The sequence below is a fragment of the Eubacterium sp. MSJ-33 genome (assembly GCF_022174665.1).
Taxonomy (GTDB): Bacteria; Bacillota; Clostridia; order Lachnospirales; family Lachnospiraceae; genus Coprococcus_C.
Map to the genome: position 1 here is coordinate 1,771,307 of NZ_CP076562.1, position 20,908 is coordinate 1,792,214.

At 41.5% G+C, this 20,908-nt stretch carries 19 protein-coding genes; all 19 read right to left on the minus strand.

What is annotated here, in order from left to right; all coding sequences use genetic code 11:
* Positions 1-38 precede the first annotated feature (38 nt).
* Positions 39-1,070, minus strand: coding sequence for a type II toxin-antitoxin system antitoxin DNA ADP-ribosyl glycohydrolase DarG (darG, locus tag KP625_RS08370; protein WP_238297224.1), 1,032 nt, complete (start codon positions 1,068-1,070; stop codon positions 39-41).
* A 13-nt stretch (positions 1,071-1,083) separates the two neighbouring features.
* Positions 1,084-1,680: a DarT ssDNA thymidine ADP-ribosyltransferase family protein gene (locus KP625_RS08375; RefSeq protein WP_238297225.1), complete on the minus strand. Its 597-nt coding sequence runs from the start codon at positions 1,678-1,680 to the stop codon at positions 1,084-1,086.
* Position 1,681: 1 nt separating this feature from the next.
* Complete coding sequence (locus KP625_RS08380; RefSeq protein WP_238297226.1) at positions 1,682-2,776, minus strand: glycosyltransferase family 4 protein; 1,095 nt, start codon at positions 2,774-2,776, stop codon at positions 1,682-1,684.
* On the minus strand, positions 2,760-3,524 hold the full coding sequence (locus KP625_RS08385) for a WecB/TagA/CpsF family glycosyltransferase (RefSeq protein WP_238297227.1): 765 nt from the start codon (positions 3,522-3,524) through the stop codon (positions 2,760-2,762). The genes KP625_RS08380 and KP625_RS08385 overlap by 17 nt, the downstream gene beginning before the upstream one ends.
* A 7-nt stretch (positions 3,525-3,531) precedes the next feature.
* On the minus strand, positions 3,532-4,458 hold the full coding sequence (locus tag KP625_RS08390; protein ID WP_238297228.1) for a GDP-mannose 4,6-dehydratase: 927 nt from the start codon (positions 4,456-4,458) through the stop codon (positions 3,532-3,534).
* A gap of 70 nt (positions 4,459-4,528) precedes the next feature.
* On the minus strand, positions 4,529-5,569 hold the full coding sequence (gene gmd, locus KP625_RS08395; protein WP_238297230.1) for a GDP-mannose 4,6-dehydratase: 1,041 nt from the start codon (positions 5,567-5,569) through the stop codon (positions 4,529-4,531).
* Positions 5,570-5,656: 87 nt separating this feature from the next.
* The gene (locus KP625_RS08400; RefSeq protein ID WP_238297231.1) at positions 5,657-6,619 is read right to left on the minus strand and encodes a type I phosphomannose isomerase catalytic subunit; all 963 of its coding nucleotides are present in this window, start codon (positions 6,617-6,619) and stop codon (positions 5,657-5,659) included.
* A 1-nt stretch (position 6,620) separates the two neighbouring features.
* Positions 6,621-7,934 (minus strand): sugar phosphate nucleotidyltransferase, encoded by a 1,314-nt coding sequence (locus tag KP625_RS08405; protein WP_238297232.1) that lies wholly within the window; start codon positions 7,932-7,934, stop codon positions 6,621-6,623.
* Between the two features lie 51 nt (positions 7,935-7,985).
* Positions 7,986-8,633, minus strand: a complete 648-nt coding sequence (locus tag KP625_RS08410; RefSeq protein WP_238297233.1) for a hypothetical protein — start codon at positions 8,631-8,633, stop codon at positions 7,986-7,988.
* A 123-nt stretch (positions 8,634-8,756) separates the two neighbouring features.
* Positions 8,757-9,842, minus strand: coding sequence for a DUF6077 domain-containing protein (locus KP625_RS08415; protein ID WP_238297234.1), 1,086 nt, complete (start codon positions 9,840-9,842; stop codon positions 8,757-8,759).
* A 10-nt stretch (positions 9,843-9,852) separates the two neighbouring features.
* Positions 9,853-11,271 (minus strand): sugar transferase, encoded by a 1,419-nt coding sequence (locus KP625_RS08420; protein ID WP_238297235.1) that lies wholly within the window; start codon positions 11,269-11,271, stop codon positions 9,853-9,855.
* A 55-nt stretch (positions 11,272-11,326) separates the two neighbouring features.
* Positions 11,327-12,421: a CDP-glucose 4,6-dehydratase gene (gene rfbG, locus KP625_RS08425; RefSeq protein ID WP_238297236.1), complete on the minus strand. Its 1,095-nt coding sequence runs from the start codon at positions 12,419-12,421 to the stop codon at positions 11,327-11,329.
* On the minus strand, positions 12,414-13,376 hold the full coding sequence (locus KP625_RS08430) for a glycosyltransferase family 2 protein (RefSeq protein WP_238297237.1): 963 nt from the start codon (positions 13,374-13,376) through the stop codon (positions 12,414-12,416). Before KP625_RS08430 ends, rfbG begins: the two co-directional genes overlap by 8 nt.
* Entirely contained in the window at positions 13,363-14,295 is a 933-nt protein-coding gene (locus tag KP625_RS08435; protein WP_238297239.1) for an NAD-dependent epimerase/dehydratase family protein, read from the minus strand. Before KP625_RS08435 ends, KP625_RS08430 begins: the two co-directional genes overlap by 14 nt.
* Positions 14,296-14,305: 10 nt before the next feature.
* On the minus strand, positions 14,306-15,328 hold the full coding sequence (locus KP625_RS08440) for a sugar kinase (RefSeq protein WP_238297241.1): 1,023 nt from the start codon (positions 15,326-15,328) through the stop codon (positions 14,306-14,308).
* 3 nt (positions 15,329-15,331) lie between these two features.
* On the minus strand, positions 15,332-16,918 hold the full coding sequence (locus KP625_RS08445) for an aldolase catalytic domain-containing protein (protein ID WP_238297243.1): 1,587 nt from the start codon (positions 16,916-16,918) through the stop codon (positions 15,332-15,334).
* A 23-nt stretch (positions 16,919-16,941) separates the two neighbouring features.
* Positions 16,942-18,774, minus strand: coding sequence for a thiamine pyrophosphate-binding protein (locus tag KP625_RS08450; protein ID WP_238297244.1), 1,833 nt, complete (start codon positions 18,772-18,774; stop codon positions 16,942-16,944).
* Positions 18,775-18,785: 11 nt separating this feature from the next.
* Complete coding sequence (gene rfbH / locus KP625_RS08455) at positions 18,786-20,126, minus strand: lipopolysaccharide biosynthesis protein RfbH (protein WP_238297245.1); 1,341 nt, start codon at positions 20,124-20,126, stop codon at positions 18,786-18,788.
* 2 nt (positions 20,127-20,128) lie between these two features.
* The gene (gene rfbF, locus KP625_RS08460) at positions 20,129-20,908 is read right to left on the minus strand and encodes a glucose-1-phosphate cytidylyltransferase (RefSeq protein ID WP_238297246.1); all 780 of its coding nucleotides are present in this window, start codon (positions 20,906-20,908) and stop codon (positions 20,129-20,131) included.

Genomic DNA, 20,908 nt, shown 5'->3' on the forward strand with positions numbered 1-20,908 from the left:
CAGAGCCTTTTTAATTTACTGATATTCATGGTGTTTACCTACCACATATTTTTTGCCAACTCATAATTTCCACATAAATCTATTAAAATTATATTTTTTTCTTCCAGATAGTGAATACATTCAGCAATATATGCATCTGAAAACTTCTTGGCCTTATATTCTGACCATTCATCAAACGCTTGTATCAAGTCTTCCTGGTTTTTAGGTTCCCCAACTTCAACCAAATACGCAACCGTTGCAATACCTTCCAGTTTTTTATCATCTTCTATCTCATTTACAAATGCAACAGCTTTTTTAACAGCCTGATGAAGCTTATTGTATTTACGATTGGTCTTATCACTGCAAATCACCTGATAGATATGATTAAATGTATCTTCTGCATTTTCCAGGTCGTAATAGTCCTGATATTCTCCAAGATTCTTTGCAACTATATCTACAGAATGGGAGTACGGTCCATATTTATACTTATCAAACTTGAAATAATTCTCATTGTAAAAGTAATTTGTAAAATAACACGCTTTCTGTAACCGAAGTTTACTCAACTTTTTCAGTTGCATACGAATATCCAATATTACAAGCGCAGATACATTTACCTTTGGCGGTTGCTTTGGTTTTACCTGATAATTCTGCGAAGGCTCATATATTATAAATTCATATTGTCCTGACAAGCCCTGCAATTTTTGTTCAATTATTGTTTTTACGCCGTCCCACAATAGCCCTCCATTTCCACAACCAAGCGGTGGAATTGCTATTTTCTTCACATTTAATCGAGGGAGTATTTTTACGAGCGCATCCATGCCATCTTCGATATATTCTATCTTGGAATCTGCGCGCCATTTATCTTTCGTCGGGAAATTAACGATAGTAATACCATCTTCCACATAATAATGAACTGTTCCAACTGTCAACTTATTACTCTTACATGCTTTTTCATATGATTTAAAATTCTCGGGGAATCTCAGTTTGAACTGATATGCTATGCCCTTCCCCATGAATCCTTCACAATTCACAGTATTAACCATGCAATCAGCACCACTATCAAACATATTTCCCTTGGTATATTCAATCATAAATATCCCTCTTTCAAAACCACTTTTCCTGAATTGCGACATACGGAGGTTGTTCTGTTATTCCATAATTTCGAAGTAACATTTCTACATGTTTTTTTACTGCTTCAGTTGGCACATACACACATTGAAATAATTCTGCCGGAATTCCAAATTCCGCAAGGCATTCTGCCATTTTTACGTTCTTACAATACTCATCTTCCGTTCCGAGCGTTTCCATTGCATCCCAGTCAATTACTTCCAACCCCTGCTGATAATCATATAGAACACACTCCTGCAATGACAGAGGATGCTTTGGAAGTATCTTAAAATTGTTATACTCCGCAAACGCCCGCTTTATACAAATATATACAAATCCCTTATTTCCATAAGTTCCCTTTACCGCGTAATCAAACGCCGTATATGGGTGAAAATGAAATGGTATATACCGATCTAAATTCCACTGTTGCCTCTTCGTAATAATTTCCGAATCCGCAACATCTATAACCTTCATTTGATTTGCAATCACATATCGCCTTGATTGCAAGCCATATCGTATAATTGACTCCAAATTATCAAGTTTCGTCAAATGATACAATAGCTTTTTATTTCTTACCCCTTCTAATCCACCCATATTATTCTCCTTCTTCTTTTAGTATTTCAAGCAACTTCCCTGCTTCCTCTCCCCAATCATACTGTCGTATCGTGTCATAGCTCCGTTTGTGTTTGCTCTCGAGCATCTGTTGCAGTTTTTCCATCAGATCCTGCATATTTCCACTTTGAAAATACTCCGCCGCCCCACCAAGCACTTCCGGCATAGATGCTGCATCCGATGAGAGCACCGAAGTTCCACATGTCAGTGCTTCGACCGGTGGCATCCCAAAGCCTTCATAGATTGATGTAAATACAAATATATCCGCATCGTGATATACATACGGAAGTTCATCATCTCCGACAAATCCTGTCAGATGAATATGCTGCTTGACATCATCCGGGATGTCATCTAATAATGTATCTACCATCCAGCCTTTTCTACCAACCAACACTAATTCACGATTAACTTTTTTATTATACCTCATTTTCGCATATGCTTCAATTAGAAACCGCATATTCTTGCGCGGTTCAAGCGTCGACAGACACAGGATGTAATGCTCCGGCAGTTCCAGTCTCTCACGCACTTGAATATCCATAGCTTCCTCATAAGCAAACTTTGTAAAGCACTCCGATACCCCATCATAAATCACTGCCACTCGTTCCGGTTTCACATGCAGACGTTCCACGATTCTTCCCTTGGAAAATTCCGATACCGTTATGATTCGCTTGCCACACATAGCAACCTTCCGGTACAGAATACGAAAATACACAATCATACTCCGCTTATTTGTCTCCGGACAGTCCCAGCATCCCACATCATGGATTGCACTGACTGCTTTCTTTGAGAAGAAAAGGAATGGTGCCGGGAACGCAGGAAATAAATAACAGTCTGCCCTCACCCGCCACAGCTTCCCCGGAAAAGTGAGCTGAGCGAATATCAACTTATTTCTCCCACGAATCACCATCCGCCTTACATTCGGAAGCTTCCTTTGAAATGCCGGATGAATCTCATTCTTGAATGCAAGAATATATGTATGCTCCGCATGCTTCACAAGCTCCTGTGTAATTGAGAGTGCAAACCGCTCGATGCCGGAAAAGTTATCGGCTAACGAGGTTAGATCAACGAATATCTTCATAATGCCCCTTATTCCTATATTTAAAAAGTATTGGCAAGATGCCCACAGCGTCCTTTATATAACGTCCTGCCAGACGTTTCGGTTCCTGCAGTGTCCGATACAGCCATTCCAAACCGTGATTCGACATCCAACGTGGGGCACGCTTACGGTTACCTGCGATGAAGTCAAAACTGGCTCCAAGTCCCAGAGATACCGGTACTCCCATCTGTTTATAATGCCGATACAGGAATTTCTCCTGTTTCGGTGTTCCAAGTCCAACTACTAAAATATCAGGTTTTGCTGTCTTCACCCGATTAATAATTTGTAAGACTGCCTCTCTATCATGTTCAAATCCCATCGGTGGAGCATAACATCCTATCACCATAAGACTGGGATATTTCTTTTTTAACTCTTCTGCCGCCTTTTGAGCGACACCTTCTCCTGCTCCAAGAAAGAACATCGTATATCCCTTGTTCGCCGCATGCTGCGCAATTCGTGGAAATAGATCGGACCCCGATATTTTCTCCCGGATTGGCGTCTTCTTGGCCTTCGCAATCCACAGAAGCGGTTTGCCATCTGCCAGAATCAGATCCGCATGTGCATACGCTTCCCTAAAGTACGCATCTCGCTCGATTGTGACAATATGATCTAAATTCGGTGTTACAACGTAGGATGGTTTTTTTTCCTGCGCCATAGTATCAATCCGATCAAGTGCCTCTTCCATCGATATATTATCTATCTCTGTATTCAGTAATCGAATTCTACCCATAATCTTCCTAATGCTCTACATAATACTGATACATCTCTTTGACAGCATCCCAAATCGTATATTTCGGTTGCCAGCCAAGCTCCGCCTGTATCAAACGGTTATCACAACAGATTCGTGGAGTATCCACCGGACGCACACGCGCTGGATCAACTTCCACTGTCACCTTCTCTGAACATAACGATATAATATAATCAAGCATCTCACGGATGCTGTATGCCTGTCCGGAACCAACATTATAGATACGGTCACACCGGTCACTTTCTACGATCATCCGGTATGCACGTACAATGTCCTTCACATGGCTGAAATCACGGATTGCAGTCAGATTTCCTACCTGGATGCTTCCCTTTTTCCCGCTCTTCTTAATTTCTGCCACCTGTTTGCAAAAACTCGGCAGTACGAATGTATCCTTCTGACCAATCCCGGTGTGATTGAACGGACGTACACAATAGATCTGCATTCCATATCGTTCTCGGTATAGCTTCGCAAAATTCTCCTGTGTCATCTTCGAGATTCCGTATGGATTGTTCGCATTGAGCGGTATACTCTCATCGATATCTGCCTCTGTTGTCTCGTATTCCTCACTGCTGCCCACAAATAAGATACGTGGACTCTGTGGAAGCGTTCTTGCTGCCTCCATGATATTGAGTGCTCCTACAACGTTTACTTCAATCGTCTTCTGCGGCATTCCCCATGACATCCCGACACTGCTGATTGCCGCTAGATTCACAATAACATCCGGACCGATATCCTCGATTACCTGCTTCACATTCCCAGCATCCAACAGATCCGCTCGGCAATAGTCTACCCTAGTATCCAGATTTACACACTCCACGATATCGCCTCCATACACCCGATAATCATGTGCAAGGAACTCCCGTGCAAGATAATTCCCAACAAATCCACCGATGCCAAATATAATTACTTTCTTCATAACCTCTTCCATTCTAATATACGGAAAGAAGGGAGCTAGATTCGTAGCTCCCATCTATACGCTATATTCCTTACTGCAGACCTGCTTCCTTCTTCGCAAGTACAAGGTCATGTTCCGCCATAATCGCACACAACTCTTCGTAACTTGTCTTCTGTGGATTCCAGCCAAGCACAGTCTTTGCCTTTGTCGGATCTCCCCACAGATTTACTACATCTGTCGGACGGAACCACTGCGGATTAACACATACAAGCATCTTACCTGTCTTCTTGTCATAGCCCTTCTCATCCATGCCTTCGCCCTTCCACTCAAGCTCGATGCCATCATGTGCGAATGCAAGTGTCGTGAACTCACGAACTGTATGCTGTACACCGGTTGCAATAACGAAATCATCCGGTATATCCTGTTGCAGAATCAGCCACATACATTCTACATAATCCTTTGCATAACCCCAGTCTCGCAGTGAATCCAGATTACCAAGTTCCAGATGATCCTGTAAACCACATGCGATACGTCCAGCTGCTAGCGTGATTTTTCTCGTTACAAAATTCTCACCACGTCTCTCAGATTCATGGTTGAACAGGATACCATTGCACGCGAACATACCATATGCTTCGCGGTATTCCTTCATCATCCAGAAACCATACTGCTTTGCCACTGCGTATGGGCTGTAAGGATGGAACGGGGTCTTTTCGTTCTGTGGACACTCCTCCACCTTTCCGTATAACTCAGAAGTTGATGCCTGGTAGATACGACAAGTTTTATCGAGCCCCAGCATGTGTACTGCTTCAAGGATACGAAGAACGCCAAGTGCATCTACATCTCCTGTATACTCTGCAGCATCAAAACTGACACCCACATGGCTCTGTGCGGCCAGATTATAGATTTCATCTGGACGAACCTCATTTACAATACGAATAATGCTTGAAGAGTCTGATAGATCTCCATCATGCAAAGTGATTGAATTTGTCGCAATCAGGTGATCGATACGCTCTGTCGTCGATACGGAAGAACGACGTACAATACCATGTACCTCGTAACTCTTCTCAAGCAGAAACTCTGCAAGGTAAGAACCATCCTGTCCTGTAATGCCTGTAATAAGTGCTCTCTTCATCTTCGTTTAATCTCCTTATTTTTTATTCCTATAGTATTTATGCTTGTGAATACTTATATTCTTGTTCGCTTCTCTGGTGTTTCCCTTCTAACAACGAATCTTCAATACTTCCGTATTTCCCTGAATCCTGCATCTTCCACTTCCTGCAAGCAGGAACAGACAATCGCCTTTCACGAAAGACTCCTGATTACCGTTGCTATCGCGTAACGTACCGTGTCCTTCCAGACACAGAATAACCTGAAACGATGCATCGTTTACCTCAAACCCGCAGATTGGCTGCACATGGATGCGTTCCGTCTCAAAATATTTGCACATACACAGAATCTCCCTGGCGCATCCCGGTTCGTACTGTATCATACGGGACGGTTCGTTTTTCTCGGTCAGTGCCTCCATATTCATGACACGAACCGCCTTGTCAAAATGTAGTTCCCGCTTCTTTCCATTCTTATCCACGCGGTTATAATCATATACTCTGTATGTGACATTCGAGCTCTCCTGAATCTCCGCAACCAGAATCCCAGCGCCGATTCCATGTACGGTTCCTGCCGGCACGAACACAACATCGCCTTTCTCCACATACTGCTTATGCAGATGCTTATCAAGTGTTCCTTTTTCCACTGCCTGACGCAGGATCTCTTCTGTTACCGGATGTTCGAATCCGTATATAAGATGTGCTCCCGGTTCTGCATCGAGCACATACCACATCTCTGTCTTGCCATTCTGATGTTCATACTCCCGTGCATAGGCATCATCCGGATGTACTTGCACAGAGAGATCCTTCTTCGCATCAATAAACTTCACCAGAATCGGGAATTCCTGTCCTTGCGGGATCTTCGTTCCCATATATTCCGGATGTTCATCCAGAACATCGGCCAAAGTTTTTCCATCGTACTCGCCACCGACAACAACACTTGGACCGTCCGGATGCACAGAACACTCCCATGTCTCCGCAAGAGGAGATAATGGAATATTCTTCTTATATTCTGTATTCAGCCGGTTTCCTCCCCACAGGTAATCCTTACCGACCGGTCTCAACTTCAGGATTCCCATACTATTCTACCTCGTATTTCTTCTTATCACTGACACTGATCTCTTCACCGAGCTGTACCTCAATCATACTAATATCAGTCTTCGCAGTTACCATATGCTTACAGCCAGCTGCAATCGTCACAACATCTCCAGCCTTAAGATCCTGTTCCATCCCTTCCACATAGGCGGTACCAGTACCTCTAACAACTGTCCATACTTCGTTTCTGTAATCATGGCTATGATAACTCATACTCTCGCCCGCACGAATTGTTACCTTCACTGTCATTGATCCTGTCTGGACATCCATAACCTCATATGTGCCCCATGATTTTTCTTCAAACATTGGTACATTATCCAATTTTTCAACGTATGGTTTCATATGTCCGCTGCGTTCTTTATCAGATACCAGAATTCCATCTCCGCTTGCAGCAATCACCATATTCTTACAGCCCATACATATAATCGGAATTGAAAGCTCATTGACAACCTGTGTATTCTCACAGGTTTCATCCATAATCACATTTCCCTTGGTCGGCTCTGCCATAACCTCTGCCATCATATTCCATGTTCCGACATCTTTCCAATCTCCATTATATCGGAGTACCTGAATACTATTCTCTTTCTCTACGACTGCATAATCAAAGCTGATTTTTGTCAAAGTGTCATATTTTGCATATAAATCTCTATAATCCACAAAGTCAATCATGCTATGTGCTTTATCAAGCAAATACCCCAGTCGAAATGCGAACACGCCTCCATTCCACAAAGCACTTTGGTCTATATACTTCTTCGCAGTCTCTGTATCCGGTTTTTCTTTAAATTCCTTCACACCACTTACATCATCCCCACTTTGAGGAATAATGTAACCGTATTTTTCACTTGGATAAGTGGGCTCTATTCCCATCAATGTCAGATTTGCAGCTCCGGTTTCAACAAGTTCACCCATCTTTTGCACAGCCTCATAATAGCTGTTCTCTACATATGGATCCACCGGACAGACTGCTACGCTCTCCTCTCGTGACACATGCAGTTCATCGTACAAATATGTTGCTGCAAGCGCAATCGCAGGAAATGTATCACGTCTGCAAGGTTCCACACATATTGATGCTTTCTCCCCAAGCTGATTCTTAATAGCACTTGCCTGTGATTTACTTGTTGCGATCGTTACCTTTGCCTTCGCATCCACGGTTGTAATCTGACGATACACACGCTGTACCATTGATTCATAATTCCCATTATCATCTTTAAACAGTTTTACAAACTGTTTGCTTCGCACATCATTGGATAGTGGCCACAAACGTTTTCCACTTCCTCCAGATAATAAAATAATATTCATTTGATCCTCCTTCGTTTAATCTAATATCTTATTTCTTAAACATCTTTACATTTACTGTTGTTGATATATATAATACCCGTGCATAGAGCATACCATACTATACCCATAATTATCAAGCATACCCAAACCACTATCTGTAGGAAGTATAATATAGTTTGCCCCCATCTGCCTAGCCAATTCCGTAAATCTCTGCGGATCTCCAATTCCGGTTCTCGCCATCTGAATAAGTTCCAACATCTCTGCATCCACAATTGGCAATATATATGTATCTGCATCTCTGCCATAAAGCATTTTTATACGTCCATCATATTGCCTGATATAACAATACAATTCTTCTGGTGCAAGAATCGTCGAATCCTCATCGCGTTCTGAAATCCAATGTGTTATATCAACCGCTGCCTGCGGCAGTTTATGCGCATTTTCTGCTTTTACATATACCCCTTCCTGACGATATATATTATCTCCACTAAACATAATCAAGCCTGCACACGCCAAAACAATGGCACATTTTAGCCATTGTTGCTTTACCACGCATGCTAAATCAACAACAGCAACTCCAATTACTAGAATCACCGGTATCATCCAAAGCATTCTCCAGAAAGCATACTTGATCAATTTGAGCCACACATGTCCATACAACCATGGATTGAGAATCACAAGCATCAACAGAACAGATGGATACACAAGCATCTGTCTCAATTTTCCCCCTCTGAAGCACAAATATATTATTCCAACAAAATACATATAGATGATAGGGCTATGATTAAAATATTGCTGTATATAATTATATATCTCTGTAATCCATATACTCATAATTGTTCCTTACTTAATAAACATATAAGATAATCCATAAACAATTGTCGGGAGGCAGCTTAATGCAAGATATGGTATTTTTTTCCATCTTCTTTTTATAACAGTGAACCACAATCCCATTACGCCAATCATAATTCCCGAGAAAAATATACCCATTCCTGACATCAAACACATAGCCATGCCCGTCAGCATCAAACCTATGTATTCCCGCACATATCCCTCATCCTTATATAGCTTTATCAATAGATAAGTTAGAAATGGAATGAGCATGCCTGCTACCACAGCCTTTCCCTGCCAAATTCTTACTATCGTAAAATATGACTGATTGTATACACTCTGCCCAAAAGACATGTTTAATACGGCTATAATAATTACCAACATAATTGATTTAATTTTTTCGCCAAATAATAATTGTCCAATAAGATAATACGACGCATATCCCATGGCAAGGAGAAGCGGCGGATACACGGTGTGTGCAAGAACGGTAGGATATATTCCTATCAATTTGCTTATCATTGCCAAATATATTGACCATGGGGAACTTACATCCTTTGTTAACTCTCCTACCCAAGCGCCCATATAATTACCATTTGCCGGATTGGTAAGAAACATGGTTCCATATTCATATGCATCAACTGCGTTCACCACAAATCTGGAATCATCGTTATCTATATGCATACAGAATATATATTTATAACATTGATATCCTACGATTGCCAATGCAACCAACATCATTATCACAAAGCAAATTGTATCTTGTTTGTTTGCATGTCTCATTACCCGCGCATTTAAAAATCGACGTTCCGATTTTTTTTTACGCAAATACATATACCCTGCCACCAACGCAATAACTATTAAAGATATCCATAATATAGTCACTACAATCAATCGACTTTTGGCTATTATAAGCGGAACAGCAACTAGTTGAAAAGCTGCCCACATAACCACTTGCCCACAAATAAAAATATAACATATATCTGACAATACATCATTCTTATTTAATTTAAATTGGTATGATTCAAATATTACATATCCTAAAGCCAATGGCATAGCAACCATAATGATTATAATTTTGATAAATTCAATTAATATCATATCGATACCCTTATCTTCCGCCCTCTTTAAAAACTGTAATCACCGTTTTAAAAAGAATCTTTATATCTAAAGTCAAACTCCAGTTATCTATATACTGCAAATCCATCTTAACAACATCTTCAAAATCTGTCACGGTATTTCTTCCATACGCCTGCCACATTCCGGTTATTCCCGGTTTCATGGTCAGTCTTCTCCTGTGATGTCCAGCATATTGTTTGAATTCATCAATCGTTGGAGGCCTGGTTCCAACCAGACTCATATCTCCTTTCAGCACATTGATAAACTGTGGCAGTTCATCAATACTCGTCTTTCGCAAAAAGCTTCCAACTCTTGTAATACGCTGATCATTTGTGATTTTAAACATAGGCCCCTGCATTTCATTTTCTGCTTTCAGATCTTTCTTTCGATCTTCTGCATCCATATACATAGAACGGAATTTATAAATGTTGAAATATCTGCCACCTTTACCAACTCGGCGCTGTTTGAAAAATACCGGTCCCGGGGAATCAATCTTTATCGCAATAGCAACAAATGGCAGGCAAATCAGCATAATGCAAAGGCCAACCAATCCACCTACGATATCTGCTGCACGTTTTACAAACAATTTTTTATATGCAAACAGACGATGCGCAAATGTAGCAACAGTACTTCCACCCAACGTACCAAGAGCTACGTCAAAGTCAGAGAACGTGTCAAGCAAATCAATTCTGATATGTACGGTTATTCCCATATCCTCTAATTCCATGATTAAAGGGCGCAGGCTTTCGACCTTTTCATAATCAATATCAATATATACTTCGTCTGCGACACCCAATCTGATGTATTCCATCATCGTTTCAGCCGAAGCAACAACCGGTACACCATCTATATTCTGGCCTACCATATTTTGATCTATAATTATAAATGCATCCAGACGGCGCATCCAATCAGACTCGTCTTTTTTCAGTGCCAAATCTCGCTCTGCCCTGTCACTTCTTGTGATGACCAGCATTCGGATTGCATTTGCACTTTTGTTGTGATTAATCAGCATTCTCTTTATCACAATTCTGGTAACATATATTGTGATAATGGCAAATACAAAGGTAATAACATATACACCTCGCGGAAACAGCTCATCTTTTCTACGAAGCAGCTCGTAGATTGCAATAATACACGCATAGAAGATTTCTTTTTTTACCACGGACTTCAGTTCGAGCAGATATCCGCGTCCCGTGAAATCATCTGAATCTGTATCTATAATTGCAAGCAGAATATATGACACAAATATAGTCAGTGTATTATCCCGCATCTGATTCATGGCAAATGCACCATCAAAACCTTTATAACACCATAGCCATATATATCCTGCAACATAGAAAGATACAACTGTACATATCAGATCTGAAAAAAACAATATGAAATTCTGTATTCTTTCCTTTGTCTGAACCATTAATTTAGCCTCTTGTATTTTACCCTATTTTTTTCAAAAAACATAGAATAACTCATTAATTTATAAATTCTTCTATTTGCTTCTTCATACAAGCAGAAACATCCCCACCATGCATATATTCTTCCGACCATTCTACAATCTTTTCCATAGTTTCTTGCATATGCCAGGTTGGTTTCCAATTAAATACTGATTTTATCTTTGAGCAATCCAGTTTCAAAAAGTTAGCCTCATGTGGGCCACCATCATACTGATTTATCCATTCTGCTGTATATGTACCATCTGTATTATTTTCATTCCATGTTTTACAGAACAGGTCCACCAAATCACCCGTTGTCCAACAATCCTCATCATCCGGTCCAACATTGTAGCTTCCTGCCAGGGAAATATCTTTATATTGTTCCTGCGCAATCATCAGATATGTTACAACCGGTTCCAATACATGCTGATATGGCCTGGTAGAAAATGGATTTCGGACAATGATTTTTTTCTCAGCAGCTACCGCTCTAATGCAATCCGGTATGATTCTATCCTTTGCAAAATCACCTCCGCCTATAACATTTCCTGCCCGGCAGGTTGTTATGGCGATTTCACGTCCATCTTCCATTTTACCGGTTTCTCCACCAAAAAAGGAATTTTTATAGCTGCTTGTAACCAATTCCGAACAGGATTTTGAGTTTGAATATGGATCATATCCATTTAATTCTTCATTTTCGCGATATCCCCACTGCCATTCTCTGTTCAAATACACCTTGTCTGTTGTTACATTCACAAACGACCGAACAGAAGGAGTCTTTCTGATACATTCTAAGACATTCACCGTTCCCATCACATTCGTCTCATAAGTATATACCGGATTCTTATAAGATTCCCTGACGATTGGCTGCGCTGCCATATGAATTACAATCTCCGGCTGCGTTTCTTCAAACACTTCCATCAGATGATCCAGATCCCGAATATCTCCCTCTACAGAATTCATCCCATCACCAACTTTACAAAGTTCAAATAAGCTTGGTTCTGTTGGTGCGGGCAGTGCATACCCTGTCACTTCTGCCCCCATCATGATAAGCAGCTTACACATCCACGTTCCTTTAAATCCTGTATGTCCTGTAACAAGTACCTTTTTCCCTCTATAAAATGTTTGATCAAGCATTTTTTTCTCCTTCACTTTCTTCATCAAAATTCAATCGTTCTTCCTCTATGACTAACGGTCTATGCATCATACGTTTATTGATACTAAGCACATACTCTCCCATTAAGCCTATGAAAAACAACTGTACCGATCCCAACACACATACTGCCAGCAATATCGGTGCTGTACCAGCAGAAAAACTATCCCAGTTGACCAGTTTCAATATCAAATACACAAGAGCAACCACCAGACTTAACCCCGACATAACAAATCCCATAATTGTGGCAATTCGCAATCCGGCTTTCGTATAAGATGTGAAACTAAGCATCGCCGCATCATACAAAGTCGCCCAGTTGTTATGTGTCTTTCCGGCCTTTCGTTTCTGTTGTTCATATGGTATGTCCACCCGTTTATATCCGAGTTCCGCTACAATTCCACGCAGAAAAGGGGTCGAATCATCTAAATTCTTCAAGACATCTATAAAACTCTTGTCATACAGTCCAAAGCCTGTAAAATGCTCAATCTGCTCCACATCAGAAAGCTTTTTAATCATTTTATAATAACAGGTTCTTAGGAATCGCATGATTTTATTTTCTTTACTGGTTGTCTTAATCGCACAGACAATTTTCGCACCATTCTCCCATTCCTTGACAAGTTGGGGAATCATTTCAACCGGATCCTGAAAATCACAACACAGGCAGATCGTACAATCTCCGGTTGTATGGCACATACCATAATAAGGAGAGTTGAACTGTCCAAAATTTTTGGCATTAAAAATTGCACGCACTTTTTTATTTTTTTGACACATCTCCCGCAAATATATTCGCGTCTTGTCTTTAGAATCATTATCTATAAACAAAATTTCATAATCATATCCCGGCAAAGACTTTGTTATTTCGTCAATCACCGCTTTACAGATTTCTCTTACATTGTCTTCCTCATTATAACAAGGAATCATAACACTAAGCTTCTTCATAGGATAACCCCTTTTTCATCCATTCTATTGTTTTACCAATTCCCTCTTCAAAAGAGGTCTTGGGTTGAAATTTTGTATCTTTATATAATCTGTCTATATCTGCGCATAGATACATGACCTGCTTATCTGCATATGGTATTTCTCCGAATCCAAGTTCCTGATTTGGATCTACCTGATCCCGCATCGTCTCAACATATTGTCGAAGCGGTTGTGCCTTACCACCTCCAAGGCAATAAACCCCAATTGCTTTCTCGCTAACTCCAACTAGATATAATGCTTCAGCAGCATCCTTAGAATATAGATAATCCCACTGTTGTTCACCAGCCGTGAGTGCCGGTCTGTGACCCTGAAGCAAGCTTTTTATGGTTGATGATATCATGGAATTCTCATTATCATATGGCCCATATACGCTCAACACTCGAACCCACACCGGCCTCATCGCAAGCTGTTCACACAAAATCCGACTCATCTGCCCGGCACATAACTTTGCTATTCCATATCCATTCTCCGGAAATACAGGTGTTTGTTCATTTAACTTTCCTTCATACCGTCCATACTCCGCCTGTGATCCAACTCCCACGAACATGTTGCATCCCAACCGATGAGCCAGTTTAACCGCATCCAGTGTATATTGAACATTTTTTAACTGCATCTGCATATCATTCCTGCCTGCGCCCATCGTAGCTGCCCAGCCCAGATGATAGAAGACATCACACGCCTGTATGTTATCAGTATTTATATCACCCAATTCACTCAAATCACAATCGATCAGATGCACGAGCTCATGCTTTGGAATCCGATTATTTCTCTTGGAATTCTTATGCACGAACGCAAGAACTTCTACATTTTCCTCTATGCATTTTTCTATTAATGCAATACCGATTGCCCCTGTGACTCCTGTTACTGCCACTCGTTTCATATGTTATCACCTATCTTTGTACTCTTCCTGACGCATCTCCACCCACCAGCTTCTCAACTTCCGCAACCGTCACACGATTAAAATCGCCTTCGATTGAATGCTTTAGTGCGGAAGCTGCTACGGCAAATTCAATTACATCCTGCATAGCCTTTCCGTTTAACAACGAATAGATTAAACCTGCGCCGAAACTATCTCCTCCACCAACACGATCAACAATATGCAGATGATACTCTTTTGAGAAGTACGCCTGCGCTCCGTCATATAACATAGCTGCCCAATTATTGTCACTTGCGGATAATGAAGTACGAAGCGTGATTGCAACCTTGTCAAAACAAAACCGTTCTTTCAACTGTTTTGCAACCGACACATAACCTTCTTTATTTAATCTGCCCCGTGTAATATCTGAGCCATCTGCGCATATTCCGAATACATCTTTTGCATCTTCTTCATTTGCAATACACACATCTACATACTGGCACAGATCTTCCATTACGGTTCCTGCCATCTCACGGCTCCATAACTTTCCACGATAATTTAGATCACAGGATATCTTAATCCCCTTCTTTTTTGCAGCAATACATGCCTGCTTGCAGATTTCTATCAGGTTTCCTCCTAACGCCGGTGTGATCCCCGTAAAATGGAACCAGTCAGCACCTTCAAAGATTACATCCCAGTCAAAATCCCCCGGCTCCGCCTCCGCAATCGATGAACCTGCCCGGTCATAGATGCATACACTGCCTCTCTGGCTTGCACCTTTTTCCAGGTAATAAATCCCGATTCGATTACCACCGCGTACAATTCTTGACGTATCCACACCGAAAGACCGCAGCTCATTCACTGCAGCCTGTCCAATCGCATGTTCCGGCAGCTTCGTCACATACACAGACTCTTCGCCAAAGTTTGCAAGAGAAACCGCAACATTCGCCTCACCTCCGCCGAACGTTGCCTGCATCTGATCCTGCTGAAAAAATCTGTAATAACCGTTTGGTGCCAGGCGCAGCATGATCTCTCCAAATGTTACAACTTTTCCCATTCTCTAATCCTCCATCATTTTCTCGTAAATCGATGGTGTCAAAAACTGTATTTTCATCACTTTGTTTATCGCGCACAGTTCCTTGGCGATCAAATGATTTCTCTTGTCTGCCACGCTCGAAAAATCATATTCCAGATTACTGTCATAATAGTTGACACTTTGGTGTCTGGAATATCCATCCATGCCTGCAATTGCAACATGCTTCGCGCCCAGATCAATAAGCAGTTTCAAAAGCATAACTCCGGAATTATCTATGATTTCAATATCCTTGGATGCATAACTTGAAAAATTCACTATATAATCCGCTTCACTATACTCCTTCATGTTGGAAGTAATAATGCACTTAGCAGATGTTTTTCCCTGAATCTTCGCATATCTTCGCATATTGCTGCTAAAGATATAATCCGGATTCAGATTTCCCCCATCAAAATTCAATGCAATAACAATTGGTTTCTTCTCTTTTACATACTCATCGATCTGTCCCTTGTTATCCATCAAACTCCTGCCGGGGCCAAGAATTAATATCTCTTTTCCGGTAAGCTCCAATGCCAGCTTCGACAAAGTAACCCTGTCATCAATAAAGTTCTCCTGATATTCACGATAATATCTCTCTGCCTTTTCCTTCGAGAACTTCGCCTTATCCGCAATCGGAATTCCATTTAACAATTCGTTGAACGCCTTTACAGATAACGTATCTTTCTCCGCAAGATAGATTGCATAATTCGGATGACACCCCGCACTTGCAGACAAATACAGTGGAAGTGAATATCCCCAGAATCGTTTCTGGTATATATCATTCAGATACTCATCCATGATCTCCAGCATTGGTTCAATCCGGTATTTTGTATCATAATTCTCATTCATATACTCCGCAAACAACTCGAGATTCAGGTTTCCCGCACCTCGTCCCATACCAAATACACAGGCGTCGATGCACAAATCCCGCTTCAGATTCATCTCAACCAATGCCTCTGCATTTCCAAATGCCTGTTGCAGATTATTATGCGCATGGTAGCCAAGTGTAACGTCCGGTGCCATATTATTATCTGCCAGATAAACCAGACGCAGAAAATGTTTCCGCTTAATGAGCCCAAAACTATCCACTATCGCCATCGCAAAAGGATCAAGTGTATTAAACTTCTGAATTCCTTCCACAAATTCCACATCGGAATACATATCCGTCCCTACAAAATTCACTGAGATTTTATATCCCAGATTCTGTACATACCGGCAATAATCATAGGCCTGCTCTATCTTATCTTTCTTGAATATAATCCGGATAATATCCAGGCAGCTTCCGTCACATTTTGGTATCCGTTCCTTCGGAAGCGGAGCACTCATATCCAACATACCGACATACTGCATTTTCTTATCTTTGGGACTGATCATCTTTTTCAATGATTCAAAGTCCGGAAACACAGCGCGGTCTTCATCAAAGGTGTCTCCTTTCAGGAATCCAACCTCAAACATCTCAACACCTGTCTTTGCAAGTTTATGACCGAATCCTTTGATGGTGTCTCTTCCGAACCGCCAGTCATTCACATATCCGCCATCACGTAATGTACAATCCAATAAATAAACGTGTCCCATGCTTCTCTCCTACCTGATTGCGATTATTCTTCATCCACCAAAGGAATAAACATCTGTTTCTTGAGTTCCTCCCTTGGTAAAAATGGGGCCAGATCTTCAAGCGGCGGGCTGACCAAAGTACCATCTTCAAGTCGTTTTGTACTGCTCTTTGGTTCCCAAACCTGCTTTGTATCTGTAAATATCTCACAAAATACCGGTCCATCCGTCTTTAAAACTGTATCAACCGCCTGCTTCATCTCCGCATTGCTATGCGCACTATAATATGGATAGCCAAATGCTTCCGCTATCTTCTCGAAATCCGGGAACGACAAATCTCCGGACTCCTCCCCAATACCAACCTTGCAATGGTCATGGAATAAATTATTCTGTGTCAGCCGGATAGAATGATATCCACTGTTATTAATCAAAAACAATTTAATTGGAAGTTTATTCGTAAGAACAGTCTGTAATTCCTGAAGATTCATCATAATACTTCCATCCCCTTCCAAGCAGATCGTTGTCCTGCGTCCACCACCAATACAGGTTCCGATTGCTGCGGGAAGTCCATATCCCATACTGGCGATTGCACTGTTGTTCGCCATACGGCTCCCCTTCTGAATTACATATGCCTGATTTCCGACTACACAGCAGGCGCCATTTGATACAGCTGTCAGGCTGTTCTCAGGAAGCTGACTACTCAGATACCGTACAAAAGCATATACATTCGCGGTCTCACCATTTTCTTCCCACTGTCTTGGCAGAACTGCCGGATATTCTTTCTTCCACCGTTCACATGTTTCATTCCAATCATCTGTCTTACGAAGCTTCGATGGGAGTTCTGCATCCAGCTTCGTAAGGAAATCCTTCGCATCTGCCCATATCGGCATCTCAACATGAAGTGTTGGCTTTTTCAGCTCCGCCTGATCAACATCTACCATGATAACTTCTGCTTCACGTGCCCATGTCTTCCAGTTATAGCCTACCTGTCGAATAGAAATTCTCGTTCCTATTGCTAAAATCAGATCGGCATTCTGGATTGCCCAGTTTCCCGGACGATCTCCCATATTTCCGGCTCGTCCACAATACAGCGGATTATCATCTTCTATCAGATCTACCGCATTCCAATATGTTACGATTGGAATATTCAATTTTTCTGCGACTTCGCGGAATTTCTCATAACCGCCAGACAAGCGAATTCCATACCCTGCATGGAACACTGGTCTCTTGGCATTCTTGATTTTCTCTATTACTGTCTGTATTGTATCCTCATCCACTGCTGGCGGAAGATTTGCATCATCCTCCTGCGGATCATAACCGGTCAGTTCGTCGGTCTCGATATATCCACCCTGATAATTTACCGGAATATCAATCCATACAGGTCCCGGTCTTCCGGTTGTAGCCAGATGCCACGCTTTCTCCAAAGCGTATCGAATCTGCTTTGGATCTTCTATCATCACTGCATATTTTGTCATATGCTCTACAGATTTCACAATATCATACTCCTGGTCACCCATTGCACGAAGCGGAGTTTCTGTATACTGCAATGCATATCTTGCGGTTGTATCATAACGCACCTGTCCGCTGATGATGAACATCGGAATAGAATCCAGCCATCCTCCTACAACACCTGTCAAAGCGTTCGTACCTCCGGGTCCTGTTGTCACACATACCGCTGCTATACGATTATCCAGACGCGCATATGCCTCTGCCGCAATCGCACAAGCCTGCTCATGATGGTTGTAAGTAACCTTTAACCCTTCTTTGTGCCCAAGGGCATCATTTAAGTGCATGGCTCCACCACCTACAACGCTGAAACAATCCGTTACACCATGTGCCACCAAAAAATCTGCAACATAATCTGCTAATCTCTGCTTCATGATGACTCCTCCTACATGCCAACCGACTCACGAATAATCTGAGCCATATAATCAATCATCTCATCTGTCATACCCGGATATACACCAACCCAGAACGTATCATTCATAATACGGTCTGTGTTCTTCAAGTCGCCTACGATTCGATACCCTTGTCCGGACGCACGCATCTGGTCAAAACAAGGATGCTTTGTCAGGTTTCCTGCAAATAACATTCTTGTCTGAATGCCATGTCCCTCAATATAGGATACAACATCTTTTCTATCAATTCCTTCTTTACAAGTAATCAAAAATCCAAACCAGCTCGGTTTTGAATTCTCACATGGCTCAGGTAGAATCAGCTTATCTTCACATCCTGCAAGCGCATTCTTTAATCGGTCAAAATTATGTCTTCTCTTCTCTACAAAACCGGGGAATTTTACAATCTGCGCACATCCAATAGATGCCTGCATATCTGTTGCTTTCAGATTATATCCAAAATGTGAATATACATATTTATGATCATACCCAAGTGGAAGTTCACCATACTGACGATCAAAACGATGTCCGCACAGATTATCCTGTCCGGATGCACAGATACAATCTCTTCCCCAGTCACGGAAAGAACGAATACACTTATGAAGCAATGGATTATTCGTATATACAGCTCCACCTTCACCCATCGTCATATGATGCGGCGGATAAAATGAAGACGTTCCAATGTCGCCGATTGTACCTGAGAATTTATCTTCTCCATCTAAAGTATATATAGTTCCAAGTGCATCGCAGTTATCCTCAATCAACCACAAATTATGTTTATCACAAAATTCCTTCACTGCCTTTAAATCAAACGGGTTTCCAAGTGTATGCGCCGCCATAACAACTTTTGTCTTCGGTGATAAAGCTGCCTCTAGCTGTGCTACATCCATATTATACTGTGGAATTGTGACATCAATAAATACAGGTACAACACCATACTGAATCGCAGGTGTTACGGTTGTAGGGAAACCTGCTGCAACTGTAATCATCTCATCCCCGGGTCTTACCTGTCTTTCTCCTAAAAGCGGGGATGTAAGCGCCATAAACGCATTCAGATTGGCAGATGATCCAGAATTCACAAGGGAGCAATACTTCACTCCCAAATAATCTGCAAATTTCTTTTCAAATTCTGCTGTATAACGACCGGATGTAAGCCAAAATTCCAACGCAGAATCCACCAGGTTGCACATCTCCTTATGGTCATACACACGTGACGCATAGGTGATACGATCTCCCGGCTTGAACGGCTTTTTCTGATTGTGAAATGTATCACAATACTCTGCTACCATACTTAAAATTTCTTTCTTTGCCTGTTCTTCAGTCTTGTTTTCGAACATGATTAGTCCTCCCATTTTTTCCACGGCGCTTTATCTTTTGCCAATAATTGTTCCAATATATCTTTTTCCCGCTTTGTATCCATACACTGCCAAAAACCGGTATGCGAATACGACATCAGTTGTCCTTCTGCTGCAAGTCTCTCCAGAGGTGTTTTCTCAAACACGGTATCATCCCCTTCGATATAATCGAAGATCTCCGGATTCAATACCATGTACCCGGCATTGATTGGCGCACCATCTGTAGCGCTCTTCTCGCGGAAAGAATGTACTGCATTGTCTCCGCCAATATCCAATACACCCTTCGCCTGTTCCAGCAAAACCGATGTAAGTGTTGCGGTCTTCCCATGCTGCTTGTGAAATTCAACCAACTTATTGATATCCACATCACATACACCATCACCATAAGTCATCATAAATGGTTCATTGCCTATATACGGCTGAACCCGCTTAATTCTACCTCCGGTCATAGTATTCAAACCCGTATCCACAACTGTCACTTTCCACGGTTCTGAATGCTGATTATGAACAATCATTTTATTCCCCTGTGTAAAATCAAATGTAATATCCGATGTATGCAGAAAATAATCAGCAAACCATTCTTTAATAATGTGCTGCTTGTACCCGGCACAAATCACAAATTCATTGTATCCATAATACGAATATTCCTTCATAATATGCCACAAAATAGGTTTGCCCCCTATTTCAATCATCGGCTTTGGTTTGTATTCAGACTCTTCAGAGATACGTGTACCGAATCCTCCTGCTAAAATTACAACTTTCAC

Coding starts and splice junctions, on each gene's coding strand:
- darG (WP_238297224.1), bottom strand. CDS start 1,070: ATGATTGAATATACCAAGGGAAATATGTTTGATAGTGGTGCTGATTGC.
- rfbH (WP_238297245.1), bottom strand. CDS start 20,126: ATGTTCGAAAACAAGACTGAAGAACAGGCAAAGAAAGAAATTTTAAGT.
- KP625_RS08450 (WP_238297244.1), bottom strand. CDS start 18,774: ATGAAGCAGAGATTAGCAGATTATGTTGCAGATTTTTTGGTGGCACAT.
- KP625_RS08375 (WP_238297225.1), bottom strand. CDS start 1,680: ATGGGTGGATTAGAAGGGGTAAGAAATAAAAAGCTATTGTATCATTTG.
- gmd (WP_238297230.1), bottom strand. CDS start 5,569: ATGAAGAGAGCACTTATTACAGGCATTACAGGACAGGATGGTTCTTAC.
- KP625_RS08390 (WP_238297228.1), bottom strand. CDS start 4,458: ATGAAGAAAGTAATTATATTTGGCATCGGTGGATTTGTTGGGAATTAT.
- rfbG (WP_238297236.1), bottom strand. CDS start 12,421: ATGCTTGATCAAACATTTTATAGAGGGAAAAAGGTACTTGTTACAGGA.
- KP625_RS08435 (WP_238297239.1), bottom strand. CDS start 14,295: ATGAAACGAGTGGCAGTAACAGGAGTCACAGGGGCAATCGGTATTGCA.
- KP625_RS08440 (WP_238297241.1), bottom strand. CDS start 15,328: ATGGGAAAAGTTGTAACATTTGGAGAGATCATGCTGCGCCTGGCACCA.
- KP625_RS08415 (WP_238297234.1), bottom strand. CDS start 9,842: ATGATATTAATTGAATTTATCAAAATTATAATCATTATGGTTGCTATG.
- KP625_RS08400 (WP_238297231.1), bottom strand. CDS start 6,619: ATGGGAATCCTGAAGTTGAGACCGGTCGGTAAGGATTACCTGTGGGGA.
- KP625_RS08380 (WP_238297226.1), bottom strand. CDS start 2,776: ATGAAGATATTCGTTGATCTAACCTCGTTAGCCGATAACTTTTCCGGC.
- KP625_RS08405 (WP_238297232.1), bottom strand. CDS start 7,934: ATGAATATTATTTTATTATCTGGAGGAAGTGGAAAACGTTTGTGGCCA.
- KP625_RS08445 (WP_238297243.1), bottom strand. CDS start 16,918: ATGGGACACGTTTATTTATTGGATTGTACATTACGTGATGGCGGATAT.
- KP625_RS08385 (WP_238297227.1), bottom strand. CDS start 3,524: ATGGGTAGAATTCGATTACTGAATACAGAGATAGATAATATATCGATG.
- KP625_RS08420 (WP_238297235.1), bottom strand. CDS start 11,271: ATGGTTCAGACAAAGGAAAGAATACAGAATTTCATATTGTTTTTTTCA.
- KP625_RS08430 (WP_238297237.1), bottom strand. CDS start 13,376: ATGAAGAAGCTTAGTGTTATGATTCCTTGTTATAATGAGGAAGACAAT.